Annotated in this window: 15 protein-coding genes; 3 read left to right on the top strand and 12 right to left on the bottom strand. The window is 57.3% G+C overall.

The annotated features are described in order from the left end of the window. Nucleotides 1-126: 126 nt before the first annotated feature. Complete coding sequence (locus tag ACIPF8_RS06905; RefSeq protein WP_400418719.1) at nt 127-318, bottom strand: hypothetical protein; 192 nt, start codon at nt 316-318, stop codon at nt 127-129. 457 nt (nt 319-775) lie between these two features. On the opposite strand from ACIPF8_RS06905, the gene ACIPF8_RS06910 reads away from it, so the two are divergent. Next, a complete protein-coding gene (locus tag ACIPF8_RS06910; protein ID WP_400418722.1) occupies nt 776-1,000 on the top strand; it encodes a hypothetical protein in 225 nt (74 codons plus the stop codon). 122 nt (nt 1,001-1,122) lie between these two features. Here the strand turns inward: ACIPF8_RS06910 and ACIPF8_RS06915 are convergent, their stop codons facing one another. The 9 genes from ACIPF8_RS06915 to ACIPF8_RS06955 all read right to left on the bottom strand — a co-directional run bounded on the left by ACIPF8_RS06915 (nt 1,123) and on the right by ACIPF8_RS06955 (nt 10,426). Continuing rightward, nucleotides 1,123-2,199 (bottom strand): porin, encoded by a 1,077-nt coding sequence (locus ACIPF8_RS06915; RefSeq protein ID WP_400418725.1) that lies wholly within the window; start codon nt 2,197-2,199, stop codon nt 1,123-1,125. Nucleotides 2,200-2,440: 241 nt separating this feature from the next. After that, entirely contained in the window at nt 2,441-3,385 is a 945-nt protein-coding gene (locus ACIPF8_RS06920) for an ABC transporter substrate-binding protein (RefSeq protein ID WP_400418728.1), read from the bottom strand. Nucleotides 3,386-3,480: 95 nt separating this feature from the next. Then, a complete protein-coding gene (locus ACIPF8_RS06925) occupies nt 3,481-4,530 on the bottom strand; it encodes an ABC transporter permease (protein ID WP_400418731.1) in 1,050 nt (349 codons plus the stop codon). Between the two features lie 24 nt (nt 4,531-4,554). Further along, nucleotides 4,555-6,099 (bottom strand): sugar ABC transporter ATP-binding protein, encoded by a 1,545-nt coding sequence (locus tag ACIPF8_RS06930; protein WP_400418734.1) that lies wholly within the window; start codon nt 6,097-6,099, stop codon nt 4,555-4,557. Nucleotides 6,100-6,196: 97 nt separating this feature from the next. After that, nucleotides 6,197-6,535, bottom strand: coding sequence for an L-rhamnose mutarotase (locus ACIPF8_RS06935; RefSeq protein ID WP_400418737.1), 339 nt, complete (start codon nt 6,533-6,535; stop codon nt 6,197-6,199). A 55-nt stretch (nt 6,536-6,590) separates the two neighbouring features. After that, nucleotides 6,591-7,367: an SDR family oxidoreductase gene (locus tag ACIPF8_RS06940; RefSeq protein ID WP_400418739.1), complete on the bottom strand. Its 777-nt coding sequence runs from the start codon at nt 7,365-7,367 to the stop codon at nt 6,591-6,593. A 105-nt stretch (nt 7,368-7,472) separates the two neighbouring features. Beyond that, a complete protein-coding gene (locus ACIPF8_RS06945) occupies nt 7,473-8,750 on the bottom strand; it encodes an L-fuconate dehydratase (protein ID WP_400418742.1) in 1,278 nt (425 codons plus the stop codon). 21 nt (nt 8,751-8,771) lie between these two features. Further along, entirely contained in the window at nt 8,772-9,626 is an 855-nt protein-coding gene (locus ACIPF8_RS06950) for a fumarylacetoacetate hydrolase family protein (RefSeq protein WP_400418745.1), read from the bottom strand. A 35-nt stretch (nt 9,627-9,661) separates the two neighbouring features. Next, nucleotides 9,662-10,426: an SDR family oxidoreductase gene (locus tag ACIPF8_RS06955; RefSeq protein ID WP_400418748.1), complete on the bottom strand. Its 765-nt coding sequence runs from the start codon at nt 10,424-10,426 to the stop codon at nt 9,662-9,664. A gap of 391 nt (nt 10,427-10,817) precedes the next feature. On the opposite strand from ACIPF8_RS06955, the gene ACIPF8_RS06960 reads away from it, so the two are divergent. Continuing rightward, nucleotides 10,818-11,882, top strand: a complete 1,065-nt coding sequence (locus tag ACIPF8_RS06960) for an alpha/beta hydrolase (RefSeq protein WP_400418750.1) — start codon at nt 10,818-10,820, stop codon at nt 11,880-11,882. Between the two features lie 232 nt (nt 11,883-12,114). Continuing rightward, a complete protein-coding gene (locus ACIPF8_RS06965; RefSeq protein ID WP_400418752.1) occupies nt 12,115-13,188 on the top strand; it encodes a lysozyme inhibitor LprI family protein in 1,074 nt (357 codons plus the stop codon). A gap of 96 nt (nt 13,189-13,284) precedes the next feature. On the opposite strand, the gene cfa is transcribed toward ACIPF8_RS06965, so the two are convergent. Beyond that, nucleotides 13,285-14,454 carry a cyclopropane fatty acyl phospholipid synthase gene (cfa, locus tag ACIPF8_RS06970; RefSeq protein ID WP_400418754.1) on the bottom strand — a complete coding sequence of 390 codons (1,170 nt, stop codon included), beginning with the start codon at nt 14,452-14,454 and terminating at the stop codon, nt 13,285-13,287. Nucleotides 14,455-14,683: 229 nt separating this feature from the next. Then, nucleotides 14,684-15,463, bottom strand: coding sequence for an SAM-dependent methyltransferase (locus ACIPF8_RS06975; RefSeq protein ID WP_400418757.1), 780 nt, complete (start codon nt 15,461-15,463; stop codon nt 14,684-14,686). Nucleotides 15,464-15,483: the final 20 nt, after the last annotated feature.

Consider the following 15,483-nt stretch of genomic DNA (forward strand, 5'->3'; position numbering starts at 1 on the left):
TACCGCTGGAATTTATGGGGAGACGCGCCTGCGTTGGCAAGCTGCAGGGTCAGGAACGGGGGCTGTGCGGGAATCGGGAATGAGGAAATTTTCGCAGACTGGAAAATTTCCTCTTTTGTTGGGAGTTTATGCAGGTTGATCTGGGCTACCGTTGTCTTTGTCGGCTTCCTTCTCTTCCAGGTGTTCAGTCACGGCTTCCACGCCTTTATAGCCGGCAACTGCTGCGATACCTTCGGTCAGTATCGACGCATTCGGGTCCAGTTTCTTAACGCCTTCAACTGCGACTACGGCACCAATCACTTCTTCCAGGATACCCATGATTTACTCCTCAAAATAATCGAAACAATGAATGACAAGCTGCGCTGAAAAGCAGGAGCCATCATAGCAGAGGGTTTTCCGCGTGGCGCAACCATGGCCGAGGGGATGTGGCCGGCCGTCGGCGCCGAAAATTTCGGGAGTTTTTCTATCCGAGCCGCGCCAGGCCGTCATTTCCGGGGCGTCAACCGTGCCTGGATATGCGCTCATTCAGGACAGGAATAGTTACTCTAGTTACAGAAAAATACAATTTCTACGTCATCACTCCGTGGCCCCTCCGCGTTTAACAGACATCATTAACGATCAATCGGCATTGGTATCGTTATGGCATTCACCAGACTTGCCCGAGCGCCCACCTAATCTTCAAGATCGGCTAGCGCCGTTGGAAACGGTGAATTTGATGTTTAACCTAAATAAATTACAGTACACAACTCACGAGGCCTTGAACATCATGAGAATCATGAAGATCACAACCATCATCCCCGCCGCTCTCCTGGCGCTTTCGCTGGGAGGCTGCGTTGTCGCACCGCCTGTGGTGCGCCCTGCTTACGTCGCGCCGCCAGGCGTGGTGTATGTCGCGCCGACCTACGCGATCCCAGGCCCCGGTTACGTCTGGGCCTACCACCCACACTACGGTTGGGGCTGGCACCATCCGCAATACGGCTGGCATCGCGGCTGGCATTAATTACCGCGCCAGTTGCGCTTGACCCAAGTCTCTCCTGAAATGATAAAAGGGCAGCAGCCGCAAATTTGCAGCTGCTGCCCTTCATCCATCACGACGCGGCCATCCTGCCGCGTTCACCTCTGTCAGAACGAATGGCTGATGCCGGCATAGCCGCCATTTTGCGCCTGTCCTGGCAACGGGTTGTCAAACTCTGTTCCAAAATTGGCATTGCCCTTGTTGCGCACCGTACCGACGGCCGCGTACAGCAGGGTCCGCTTCGACAGATTGTAATTGGCGCCGACCATGAACAAGCTGGCGCTGCCGGCATCATGGTTGAGCTTGGCATGGTAAGCCGCGCCGATCAGGGTCAAGGCTGGTGTCAGCATATAGTTGGCGCCGATCCAGTAATGGTTCAGTTTATCGGGAGAAGTCGCTGCGACCGTATCCGGTGCAGAGATATGCTCGTAGCCGACGAACATTTTCAGCTTGTCTACCGTGTAGGTGCCGCCGACGATCAGGTCCTTGGAGGCGGTGTAGACATCGCTGTATTTGCCATTCGCATCGCGGATCACGTCATAGATGCCGCGCAGTTCCAGGCCGCCGTTGGTGTACACCAGCGAGAGGCCATCGCTGCGGCCATTCGTGGTGGAGCCGGCTTGTTCGCCGAGGCTGGTTTGCGCGGTAGCATTGAAGCCGCTCCAGGTCGGGGTCTGGTATTCAATGACGTTGTTGGCGCCGGGCCAGTTGCGGCCCTTGACCAGGCTGGCGGTGCCCATGAATTGCTGGCCGGTCGGATCGAGGAACCAGACATCATTGACGATGAACAGGTTCTTGCCGAACTTGAGCGAACCGGCGCCGCCGTTCAAGCCGACATAGGAACGCCGATTGAACAACGCGCTGCCGTTGGTGACGCCCTTGGTGGCGTCGAAACCGGATTCCAGCAGGAAGAAGGCGCTCAGTCCGCTACCCAGGTCTTCCGTTCCCTTGAAGCCGATCATGCTGGTGCCCCACTGGTTGCCGGAAGCCGCCAGCTTGCTGCCGGTCTGTCCGGTCGGATTGCCGTTGGCGTCTTTCAGCGCGACGTTGGTCTGATAGTCGACACCGGCATCGACGCGGCCGTAAATGGTGACGCTGGTTTGCGCCTGGGCCTGGCTGCAGGCAGCGCCGATCAGCATCGTCGCGGCTGCCGCTTGCATGCATTGCAATGTAATTTTTTTCATGGTTAGTCCCCTTTGTAGTTAAATTTTGTCCGAGCGCATCCCTCTCAGCAGTGGAGATGATTTCGAACCTTCGTGAGAAGCCTTGCGAGCGCGCAGCAGGAATCAACCGGCAGCAGCGCTCATAACGCCCACTGTCGGCAGTACCCGGAGGTCAACTGCTGTTATGCTGGATTGCCGATCCAACGGCAGCGCTTGTTGCCTGCCGCCGCCGGATCGTTATTGAAAATTGCTGGTTGGAAGATCAGTCGTAAAGTACGGCGGCGATCTTGGGGTCGCTGATGTTGCTCTTGTCGTACCAGTAGAAACCAGTGTCGATCACTTTCGGCAGTTTCTCGCCTTTCAGTGCCTTGACGGCGGCTTCGACTGTCTTGTAGCCGATGCCGACCGGGTTCTGCGTGATGGCGCCGGCCATGCTGCCGTCGCGGATCGCATCTTTCTGCTGTTTGCCGGAGTCGAAGCCGATGACGACCAGTTTGCGCTTCATTTCCTTGACGCCGTTCAGCACGCCGATGGCCGAACCTTCATTAGTGCCGAAAGCGCCCTTCAGGTGCGGATAGGCTTGCAGAATCGACTTCATGATCTCAGTCGATTTCAGCTGGTCGCCGGCGCCGTACTGGATGCTGACGATCTTGATCTTCGGGTAGGTGGACTTGATGCGATCGACGAAGCCGTCGCGGCGATCGATACCGGTGCGGGATGTCTGGTCATGCCCCACCACGGCGACTTCGCCTTCCTTGCCAATCAACTCCGCCATCTTGTCAGCCGCCAACCCAGCCGCTGCCTTGTTGTCGGTGGTCGCAGTCGTAACTGGAATATCGCTGTCGACGCCCGAGTCAAAAGCGACGATAGGAATGTGCGCGGCTTGCGCCTTCTTCAGCAACGGCAGGGCTGCCTTGCTATCCAGCGCGGCGAAGCCGATGGCCTTGGGTTTCTTGGCCAGCGCTGCCGACAGCATGTCGATCTGCTTGTCGACCATGGCTTCGGTTTCCGGACCTTCGAACGACACCTTGACATTAAAGTCCTTGGCCGCCTGCTCGGAGCCGGCCTTCACGGCCTGCCAGAACTGATGCTGGAAGCCTTTTGAAATCAACGGAATGTAGACCACGTCGTCGGCGATCGCCGTTGCGCTGAATCCAAGCGCAAGCGCCAGGCCAATGGCAACGTTCACTGCTCTTCTCTTTATCATTTCTAGTCTCCTGTTGTGGTTATAAAACAATGGTCATCAACTGCATTGTCCGAACTTCATGTGCACGTACAAAACCTGTTCAAAATTTCATTTCCTCACTGGCGACGACGACGCAGGATATCCATGTAGACCGCCAGGATGATGATGACGCCGGTCACCACGGTTTGCCATTCCTGCGCCACCGACATCATGCGCAGGCCGTTGATCAACACGCTCATGATGAACGCGCCGATGATGGTGCCGAGGATGGTGCCGGTGCCGCCCGACAGCGAGGTGCCACCGATCACCACCGCAGCGATGGCATCGAGTTCATACCCTTGCCCCAGCGCCGGCTGCGCCGAGTTCAAACGAGATGCGATCAACAGGCCGGCGATGCCGCAGATCGCGCCGCTGACGCTGTAGACCGTGACCTTCCAGAAATCGACATTCACACCCGACAAGCGCAGCGCTTCTTCATTGCTGCCCAAGGCAAAGGTGTAGCGGCCGAAAATGCTTTTGTTGAGCGCGATGCCGGCGGCAATCGCCACCAGGAACAGGATCAGCACCGCATTCGGAATCGGCAACGCAGGAATCAAATTTCCGATCAGCGAATCCTGCGAAATGCTGGAGAAACCGGGCGTGTCGTTGAAGTAGATCGGCTTGGTGCCCGAGATCACCAGAGACAAACCCTTGAGCAGCATCATCATGCCAAGCGTGGCGATGAATGGCGGGATCTTGAGCTTGGCAATCAGCACGCCGGAAACCCAGCCGCACAGCGCGCCGAACAGGATCGCGGCAGCGATGCCGACATAGATTGGAAAGCCCCAGTAAGTCAGGAACACGCCGGCCATCACGGCGCAAAAAGTCATCAGCGTGCCGACTGACAAATCAATGCCGGCGGTGATGATGACAAAGGTACAGGCAATCGCCAGTACGCCATTGACCGCGGTCGATTGCAGGATGCTGACCAGGTTGTCGATCTCCAGGAAATTCGGTGAGGCCAGGCTGAAGAACACCAGCAATGCCAGCAGGCTGGCGAACGCCAGCAGCTTCTGCCGGGTGGCGGGATGAAATATCCTGGCCTTGATATTGGCGAGCGCGCCGGCGTCGCTTACCGGCAATTTTGCGTGCGATAGCGGATTCGGGGAATTCGGGGTATTTGCCATGATCGTCTTCGGTGAATGATTGGATTATTCGGTAAGGGCCGGCTCACGCTGCGTGGCCAGGTACATGATTTTTTCCTGCGAGGCGTCGGCGGCGGCAAGCTCGCCGGTGATGCGGCCTTCGCACATGACCAGTATCCGGTGACTCATGCGCAACACCTCAGGCAGTTCGGATGAAATCATGACGATTGCCTTGCCCTGCGCCGCCAACGCATTGAGCAGCTTGTAGATTTCATTCTTGGCGCCGATGTCGATGCCGCGCGTCGGCTCGTCGAAAAACAGGATGTCGCAATCGCGCAGCAGCCATTTGGCGATCACGATCTTTTGCTGGTTGCCGCCAGATAGCAAACGCACCGGCTGGTCGATCGACGGCGTCTTGATGCTCAGCTGCCGCACATAACCCTGGGCGGTTTCGCGGATGGCCGGCTGGTCGAGAAACAAACCCTTGGTCAGGAACTTGTCCATGCTCGACATCACCACGTTGGTCTTGACGTCGAGACCGGTCGCCAATCCGAAATGCTTGCGATCTTCCGACAGATAACCGATGCCGTGGGCGACCGCATCCCTTGGCGACCTGATCGACACCTTGGCGCCATGGACCCGGATTTCACCGGCGTCTATGGCATCGGCGCCAAACACCGCTCGCGCTACTTCGGTGCGGCCGGCGCCCATCAGTCCGGCAAAACCAAGGATCTCGCCCTTGCGCAAAGAGAAGCTGACATCCTTGATAGCCGCGCCGCGACTCAAACCCTTGACCTCCAACACAACATCATTGGCCGAGGTATCGGGCACTTCCGGCCCACTGTTATCAAGCTGCCGCCCGACCATCATGCCGATGATGGTGTCTATCGGCGTGCCGATGGTCGGCACGGTGGCGATGTATTGGCCATCGCGCATGATGGTGACGCGATTGGAAATTTGTCGCAGTTCGTCCATCTTGTGCGAGATGTAGATGATGCCGACGCCGTGTTCCTGCAGTTGCCGGATGATGCGGAACAGGTCGTCGATTTCAGCGTTGTTGAGCGCCGCCGTCGGCTCGTCCATGATCAGTACGCGCGAATCGAACGACAACGCCTTGGCAATTTCCACCATCTGCTGCTTGGCCACTGTCAATTCGCCAACCAGCGTGCGCGGATCGAGTTGCAGGCGCATGCGATCAAAGATTTGTGCGGCTTGCCGGTTCAGCGCGTCTTCGTCGAGGAACACGCCGTAACGGCCGCGCGGCTCGCGGCCGATGAAGATGTTTTGCGCTGCGCTCAGGTGATTCATCAGGTTCAGTTCCTGATGGATGATGCCGATGCCCAGTGCCTGCGCGGCGCGCGGATTGGGAATCTCCACCGGGCGGCCATCCATGCGGATTTCGCCGCTGTCCTTGGGGTAGACGCCAGACAGCACTTTCATCAGCGTCGACTTGCCGGCGCCGTTCTCGCCCATCAGCGCATGCACTTCACCGCGCAACAGGTTGAACTGGCAATTGTCGAGCGCCAGCACGCCGGGGAAGCGCTTGGTCACGTTTTTCAGGGCAATGAGGTATTCCGGTGCTGCGCCCTCGGGAATTTCTGATTGCTGCATATCCGCTCTCATGATGCACAGCCGGCTGTATCGCCAACCGCGTTAAATCCAATCTGCCGAGGCGCATGTCGCCTCGACACCATAAAGCCGGGTTGCTTCACTGCTGCGCCAGATCGAAGATCTTCGACATCGGCGTCCATTTTTCACCTTCCGGCGTCCACGGGGTCGGCGCCTGGAAATCCCACATCAGCGTCTCCCATTCCTGCACCCGAGGATTGCCCTGCGATGCTGCTGCCATCCTGGCGGCGTCGTAGGTCGCATCGTCGGTTTCCATCAACATCGTCAAGCGTGTGCCCAATCGATAAATCTCCATCGACAGCACGCCATGGCGCCGCAGGTGTTCGGCGATTTCCGGCCAGATCCGGCAGTGCTGCTGTTCGTAGCGGGCGATCAGTTCGGGATCGTCTTTCAGGTCCAGTGCCAGGCAATAACGCATGTGTCCTATTCCTTTTGCTGCTTTCTCAGCTGCTTGCAAACTCAACAGAACCCGCTCAGGTCAATGCGCGGTCCAGATGGGTATAACCGCCATCCACCGATACCCACTGCCCGGTGGTATGGGCGGCACGATCGGATAGCAGGAACACCACGGTGTCGGCAATTTCTTCCGCAGTGGTGAGGCGTTTGCCGAGCGGTATCTTGCTAGTGATGGCGGCCAGCTTTTCTTGCGGCTTATCGAAACCGGCAATCCAGTTGCGATACAGCGGCGTCATCACTTCGGCAGGGATCAAGGCATTGACCCGCACACCGTCGTTGGCAAGCGCAGCCGCCCATTCGCGCGTCAGCGCCAGTTGCGCACCCTTGGCGGCGCAATAGCCGCTAGTGTTGCCCTGGCCGGTCAGTGCGGTTTTGGAGGAGATATTGACGATGGCGCCGCGGCTGGTTTTCAGATGCGGCACGCAGAAGTGCGCCATCACGTAATAGTGAATCAGGTTTTTTTCCAGCGATTGCACAAAGGCTTCACGCCCGGCATCGAGGCCGACGCCGTCATTGATGCCGGCATTATTGACCAGGCCGTCCAGACGTCCGAATTCCTGCACGGTTTGCGCCACTGCGTGGCGACACTTATCTTCGTCGATCAGGTCGAGCTGGAAAATACGCGCCTCCGGTTGCAGCGCCAGCAGACGCTCAGTGAACTCGGGATCGGGCTGGCTCTTGCCGAAGATGACCGGGATCGCGCCTTCGGCCGCCAGTTGCAGCGAGATCGCCGCACCGATGCCTGCGCCGCCACCGGTGACAATCACTACCTTGCCTGTCAGATGTAAATCCACCTTGTTGTCTCCATTTTATTTATTCTTATATTTTCTTACTTGTTCTTTATAGACCAACTGCAGGTATCTTCCAACCGTCAACGCCGAAGGAAGATGCCTGCGTTGCTAGCCGCGGAACTGGTATTGCTGCAGCGACTCAGGCTTCATCGTAATCGAAAACCCTGGCGCTGTCGGCGGCATGTACGCAGCATTGCGAATCACGCACGGATCAACGAAGTGCTCATGCAGGTGATCGACATACTCTGTCACGCGCCCAGCCTTGCTGCCGGCGATGCAGACGTAATCGATCATCGACAGATGCTGCACGTATTCACACAAGCCGACGCCGCCCGCATGTGGACAGACCGGCAACTTGTATTTCGCCGCCATCAGCAGCACACCGAGAATTTCATTGACGCCGCCCAGGCGGCAGGAATCGATTTGCACCACATCGATTGCACCGCGCATGATGAATTGCTTGAAGACGATGCGGTTCTGGCACATCTCGCCGGTGGCGACCTTGACCGCACCGATGCCTTCGCGGATCTTGCGATGGCCTTCGACGTCGTCCGGGCTGGTCGGCTCTTCGATGAACCAGGGCTTGGCAAAGGCCAGCTTGTTGACCCATTCAATCGCCTGGTCGACTTCCCACACCTGGTTGGCGTCGATCATCAAATGCCGCTGCTGGCCGATCACTTCGCGCGCAATGGTCACGCGGCGAATATCGTCTTCCAGGTCGCGCCCTACTTTCAACTTGATATGGTTGAAACCGCTATCGATGGCTTCCTGGCACAAGCGACGCAACTTGGCATCGTCATAGCCGAGCCAGCCGGCGGACGTGGTGTAGCAAGGGTAGCCTTCCTGTTCCAGCTCGCGGATCCGTGCAGCCTTGCCAGGCTCCTGTTCACGCAACAGGGCCAGCGCCTCTTCTGGCGTGATGCAATCGGTCAGGTAGCGGAAATCAATGGCGCGCACCAGTTCCTCGGGCGTCATGTCGGTCACCAGTTTCCACAGCGGCTTGCCTTCGGCCTTGGCCCACAGATCCCAGACCGCATTGACGACGGCGCCGGTCGCCAGGTGGATCGCGCCCTTGTCGGGACCGATCCAGCGCAACTGGCTGTCGGAGGTGATGTAGCGCCAGAAGCGCCCCATGTCTTCGCTGATCCAGTCCAGCTTCAGGCCAATCAGCAAATGCTCCATCGCCTGGATCGCGGCGCAGCAGATTTCGTTGCCGCGGCCGATGGTGAAGGTCAGGCCGTGGCCTTCCAGGCCGGGCCGATCGGTTTCCAGGACGACGTAAGCAGCGGAATAATCAGGATCCGGATTCATCGCGTCCGAGCCGTCCAGCATCTGCGAGGTCGGGAAACGCACATCCAGTACGCGTACTGATCGAATGGTCGTCATCGTGTGTCTCTTTTATTGGGTTTATAGTGAGATGGTGCGTTGTCGCTGTTGCCCCAGGCCGTCGATGCCGAGTCGCATCACCTGGCCGGCGCGCAGATAAAGCGGCGGCTTTTGTCCGAGGCCAACGCCCGGCGGCGTGCCGGTGGAAATCACGTCGCCCGGCTGCAAGCTCATGAAGCGGCTCAGGTAACTGACCAGTGCCGGAACCTGGAACACCATGGTCGAGGTATTGCCGTTCTGGTAGCGATGGCCATCCACTTCGAGCCACATGCCGAGGGAATGCGGATCGGCGATTTCGTCAGCCGTCACCAGCCACGGGCCCAGCGGCCCGAAGGTGTCGCAGCCCTTGCCCTTGTCCCAGGTACCGCCCAGTTCGAGCTGGTATTCGCGCTCCGAAACGTCATTGATCACGCAATAGCCGGCCACATGCGACAGTGCGTCGGCTTCGTCGATATAGCGGCCACCCTTGCCGATCACCACACCCAGCTCGACTTCCCAATCGGTCTTGAGCGAGCCGCGCGGAATCTCTACGTCATCGTCAGGGCCACAAATGGCGCTGGTCCATTTGCCGAATACAACCGGTTCCTTCGGCACATCCATGCCGGATTCGGCGGCGTGATCGGAATAGTTCAGGCCGATGCAAATGAACTTGCCGACCGCGCCGACGCACGGGCCGAGGCGCAGATCCTGCTGCGGTGTACCGGCCACCAGAGGCAGGCTGTTGAGATCGAGCGCACGCAATTTGTCCAATTCCGGCGGTGTCAGGAAATGGCCGCCGATATCTGTCACCACGCCCGACAGATCGCGCACCCGTCCTTGATTATCCAATACGCCAGGCTTTTCCCGGCCCTTCTCGCCATATCGCAATAACTTCATGAATCGCTTTCTTTATCCTGTTGTTTGAAGTTGAATCAGTTTGACCAGCCGCCATCAATCAGATGAATGGCACCGGTGGTGAACGACGATTCGTCGGACGCCAGGTACAGCGCCAGGGCGGCGATTTCTTCGGTCTTGCCGATGCGTCCCATCGGCTGACGCGCAACGAAAGCAGCCTGGACTTCGGCGATATCGACACCTTGCTGGCGCGCCTGCTCGCGAATCCTCACTTCCAGCGAAGGCGATTCGACCGTACCCGGACAGATCGCGTTGCAGCGAATGCCCTTGGCAACGAAGTCCGCCGCCACTGCCTTGGTCAAGCCAATCACCGCGGCCTTGGTGGTGCCGTAGACAAAACGGTTAGGCACGCCCTTGACGCTAGAGGCTGCCGACGACATGTTGATGATCGAGCCGCCACCCTGCGCCACCATGCCCGGCAACAGTGCGCGGATCAGGCGATACATCGAAGAGACGTTGATATCCCACGAGAAGCGCCAGTCTTCTTCGCTGCAATCGAGGATGCTGCCGTGATGGACATAGCCGGCGCAATTGAACAACACGTCAAAGCCACCGCCCGATTGCGCCAGCGCGGCAACAGCCTGGCTATCGGTCACATCGAGAAGTTGAACGGTGATTGGATGGCCGCTATCGCGTGCAGCCGCGGCGGTGTCATTGAGGGCAGCCTGGTTGATATCGGTCGCCAGCACTTGCGCGCCTTCACGCGCAAACGCCAAGGCGCTGGCACGCCCAATGCCCTGACCTGCAGCAGTTACCAGAATGCGCTTTCCTTGTAGTCTCATGAAACTGTCTCCGAATGCTTGGTATTTTGTCTGGGGCCGCCGGGAGTCTGCTGGATTTGGCCCATAGGTCCATTGGTTGGACCAATGATAGTGCTTAAATTTTGGCTTTGCAACTAAAAAAATCGTTGCTTTCGGATTGCCGGCAAGAAATGCGACAGCCGGGGAGAAGGATATTCCTTACAATCAATATAGAAAACATCGGTACGCGTTTTCGGCGACGGATATCTCGCTACATCTGTAGGGTAGTGAGTGATTTCAATACGGCGTTATATCGTGAACAAAGACAAAAACCAGATGACTGGTGAGGGCCACAATCGGCCAGAAGCGGCCGTCAATAAGGATTTCGCTTTGATAAGCAGGTAGGCATACCCTATCAAAAAGAGGATAAGACATGCGGTTCATTCATACCACTGCGCTAGGATTTTTCTTCTGCACATCTTTGGCTCACCTTGCCGGCGCAGCCGAACTCGACGTTGTTAACAGCCCGGTACCGCTGGTGCTGCAAGACCGCCTGAACGTACAAACGGCAGGAGGCGTAGGCGACGTACCAATACGCGTCTCGCGCAACTGGAAAGTTGAGCAACCCGATATTACGAGAGCCGTTATCATCATTCATGGTTGGCCGCGTCGCGACATTGACGCAGACGAAGATCTGCAACAGCGCGCCGGCGCCCTGGCCGCAGACACGCTCTTCGTCACTCCGCAATTCCTTACGGAAGTCGATGTCGAGGCACATCACCTGTCCCCCATGACATTACGCTGGCAAGAACGTGACTGGCTGCAGGGCTACGACGCCAGCTCCCCTGCCCCAATCAGCGCGTTTTCAGTGATAGACCAGATTTTTGCGCGACTTGCCGACCGCAAGATCTTTCCTCATCTAAAAGATATTGTGTTGGCGGGCCACTCTGCTGGGGGCCAGTTCGTGCAGCGCTATGCAGTGGTCGGTCATGCCTCGCAGGAGATCGTCGCTTCCCATATCCATGTCCGTTACGTCGTTGCGAATCCTGCGGCTTATTTGTACTTCGATGACAGGCGACCGCAAGCGGACGGCAGCTTTGCTGATGTTGGCGCTCGTTGTCCCACTGCAGGAACATGGAACAATGGCCTCTCCGCCAAGCTGCCTGCTTACGTGCAGCAACCAGTGGTGCCAGCCATGCTTGAAAAAGACTATTTGCAGCGTGACGTCGTCTACTTGCTTGGTACCGCTGACAATGATCCCAACGCAGACGCTGTCGGTCAGTCCTGCACGTATAAAAGCCAGGGTGCAACGCGCCTAGAACGCGGGAACGCATACTTCCGCTACGTGACAGCCGCCGCCGAAGCTACTCATCTACCACAACGGCATCGTTTGTTCGAAGTGCCAGGTGTGGCGCATCGTACATACGCCATGTATCACTCGGCATGCGGCCTGGCTGCGGTGTTCGACAAATCCGGCTGTGAGGACGCGCTGCATTAAATGCCGATTAGAATTCGGAAGACTGTCGCGCAGCAGGTAAGTAGGCAGGTAAGCGGATTAGTTTTTCAACGAATCTTAATCCGGCCGCAAGAGCACGTTCGAGACGTGGACGACAGTTTCGTGCTATTTAACCTCCGCAATCGGCCATTTGCGGAGGTTCGACATGTGCTCCTAAATCGTCGATAATCTACGATCGAACTTCGCTATTTTTTTGATCATTATGAGTCTTCGGTTGAACCAACTGCTGTCGTTGTTGAGTGCCGGGGCGCTCCTTCTTGTTTCGCCATCCGGTCATACGGCCGGCTTCGATTGCGCCAAAGCGAATTCCGTCACCGAGAAGGCGATTTGCGCCGACAGCAAGTTATCGAAACTGGATAGCGACCTTTCAGTCACCTGGAAAAATGCATCGGACGTCGCCATCGACTCGGCTGCCATGAAGTCATTCCAATTGCAATGGATAAAGCTTCGAGACGCCTGTGGTGCAGATACTTCGTGCCTGGGTACGCGCTACAACGAGCGATTGGCTACACTGCTTAGCGCTCAGTCCGCAGTGGAAACGGATCAGGCAGGGAATCGCCTGGAAGCATTGATGGAGAAAAGCCCAGGGAACTCAACTGACGCAGAAGGAAAGAGATGCACTGCTGACAAACGCCTCTGTGTTCAAGTCGTGCATGAAGACGCCGATTCTCCACCACTGATACAGATCGACAGTGCGGGGGCAAACCCCTCCACCCATCGCTTCGCGTTGTCGAATATACCGGATGCGCCTGGAGACATAAACGTCACGCTATGGCCCCGTGTGCTGCGCCTCGTTGATGACAATGGTGCCATCCTGGTAGGCGTGGAGGTCAACCTCTCCACTTCCTACTCAGGCGGTGGCGGCTCTGCGTCGGAATTGCGACTGTTCAAAGTAGGTCGAGACAAGTCTACGTTTCATGATCATGAAGTGTTGTCTGTCCCAATTGCAGGATCGTTGTTGATTCGCGCCTGCTTTACCGAGCAAGACGAGCGCCGCCGGCTCGGCGCGTGCCATGACGAGTACGCATTCAATGCAATGCTTGGACTAGATCGGGCCGTCAAATCCGGCTTTCCGCGCCTGGTTTACCAGACGAGAGCCACGAGCTTTCCCGGCAAAGTTTCGCGCGACAAAGATTCGCTAGACCGACCGCCTCTGCACAAGCGGGATCTGGTCACTGCCGTGGACCAACAGTGCACCTATAAGCGCATCTTCCATTTCGAAGCCAACCCCGGCACCTATATGCCAGACCATCCACTGCCCGATTGCAGCAACTACACTGCTCCTTGACCGCGGATATTTGGTGACGCGCATCAAGCACGATTCCGCTGCGCACTGCGCCAAGAAGATAATGAAAACGGTAGTGCGCCCTGTGCTTCCGCCCCGTCAGCGCACCGAACGATATCCGCTGCTGCGGCCGCGCTTGCTCAGCACCAGTTGCCAAAGCTGGCCCTGGCCTGAGCGGAAGAAGCCGGCAGAAGAGAGGATGAAATACTTCCACATCCGATAAAAGCGCAGGTCGTAGTTGTCTTTCAGGACTGGCCAGGCACGCTCGAAATTTTCCCACCAGGCCATCAGGGTCAGGTCGTAGTCGCGGCCAAAGTTGTGCCAGTCTTCAATCAGGAAACGTCCTTCCAGCACGTTGGCAATTTCCTTGGCGGAAGGCAGATGGCCGTTCGGGAAAATATATTTATCCAGCCAGACATCCCTTTTCATCTCGGTCACGTAATTGCCGATGGTATGCAGCAGGAACAGTCCGTCCGGCGCCAGCAGCTTTGCCACTACGTCGAAGTATGTCGGATAATTCCTGGCGCCGACGTGTTCAAACATGCCGACTGATACTACCTTGTCGAACTGCCCGGTGAGCTGGCGGTAATCCGTCAGTTCGATCTTGACCGGCAAGCCGGCACAACGCTCCTGCGCCAGTTTCTGCTGTTCCTTTGAAATCGTGATGCCGACGACTTCAACCTGATGATGTTGCGCGGCATAGCGGGCCAGGCCGCCCCAGCCGCAACCGATATCGAGCAGGCGCTCGCCCGGCTTCAATTCCAGCTTGCGGCAAATCAGATCGAGTTTATGCTGCTGCGCCTCTTCCAGATTGGCAGCGCGCGGCCAGTAACCACAGGAATACATCATGCTCGAATCGAGCATGCTTTCAAACAGATCGTTGCCGATATCGTAGTGCTGCTCGCCGACCTGGAAGGCGCGGCCCCGGCTTTGCAAATTGAAGAATTTCTGACGCAGGATTTCCAGCGCGAACCTGATTTTTGCTGGGCCGACCACCGTCTGCTCAAGGTCGTGACCGGTGACGCGGAAAAAGAATTCGTCGAGCCGGTCGCAATCCCAATCGCCATCCATGTAGGACTCGCCAATGCCCAGCTCCCAGGTGGCAAACATCTTCCGGAAAAAGACCGGGTCATGGATTTTCATGTCCCACGGCTGATCGCCATTCAAGCGGATGCCAGCGTGCTCAAATAACTGGCCGATGATTTTCGGCGCGCCTGTGGTCAAATCGAGATGTGCAGTATTTCCCTGGTTACCTGATGCATTGCTCATGCGACGAATCCCCTCTGGTGGCACTACCTTGGAGTTGTTCCTGGAGCCTGCTTTGTAAATCAGCTATTTAGTAAAATATTTTTCAGGATACTACCAGCTCTCCGGCGCCAACAAGCCCCATCATGCCAACAATTTCCGGACCAGATCGAAGGTAAAAAACCGACCGCTCCAGCTCATCGATCGCCGCGGCCGTCCAGGCAATGCAAATTGACTGCGTAATCGGGGATGATTAAGCTGCCGGGTGAACAAGCGGCTTTTCAAAAAGGTAATAACCGAAACCAAGCGTTGCCCGCCCCCATTGCAGGTAGGCCGCGTGCCAATCCTGGATGCGCTTGCGAAAGCCTTCCGCATCGGGATCGTTCGGACGGGATGCCACGTAGCGCATGACCGCATGGCAGTATGTCCCCTCGTAGTCGTCCCACTCATCATCGTTGCTGGTTGCCGAGCGGAGCATCGCAAAGCCCCGCGCAACGCCGCGCGCGGCATTTTCTGCGTGGCCGCACAACTCATCCCGTGTTGCCCCGAGAACAGCAAGATAAGCATCTGAAGCAGGCTGCTTCCAATACCCTTCTCCAACCAGCAACAAACCTCCCGGCTTCAACCATTTCATGCTGGTATCGAGGCAAGCATCGAAGCCGCCGAATGCATGGCTTGAACCGATACAGAGAATCGCGTCGTAACCGTCGGCTGGACATGCATACTGCTCGACCGGGCTATCTATCAGCGTCAGCCGAGTGTCAGCGGGATGCTGCGCCAGCCACTCCTGTTTTGCTTCCGCCAGGAACGATGGATTGATATCGACACCCACTCCACGCACCGGCGCCAGCGCCAACAGGTCACGCAACAGAGCAGCCTTGCCGCACCCGGCGTCCAGCACCAGTGCATATGGCGTCAGCCGCAGCGAACGCAGCAAGCCCTCTGCCTTGGCCGCAGAAAGCGGGCTGCAATAGCGATGATCGGTGTGCGCAATGGTGGAAAATTTGAATCGGTCTTCGGATGCAAGCGTCATCGTTGCCTTGTGTGTAAAGC

The sequence above is a fragment of the Collimonas sp. NPDC087041 genome (assembly GCF_044745265.1).
Taxonomy (GTDB): domain Bacteria; phylum Pseudomonadota; class Gammaproteobacteria; order Burkholderiales; family Burkholderiaceae_D; genus Collimonas.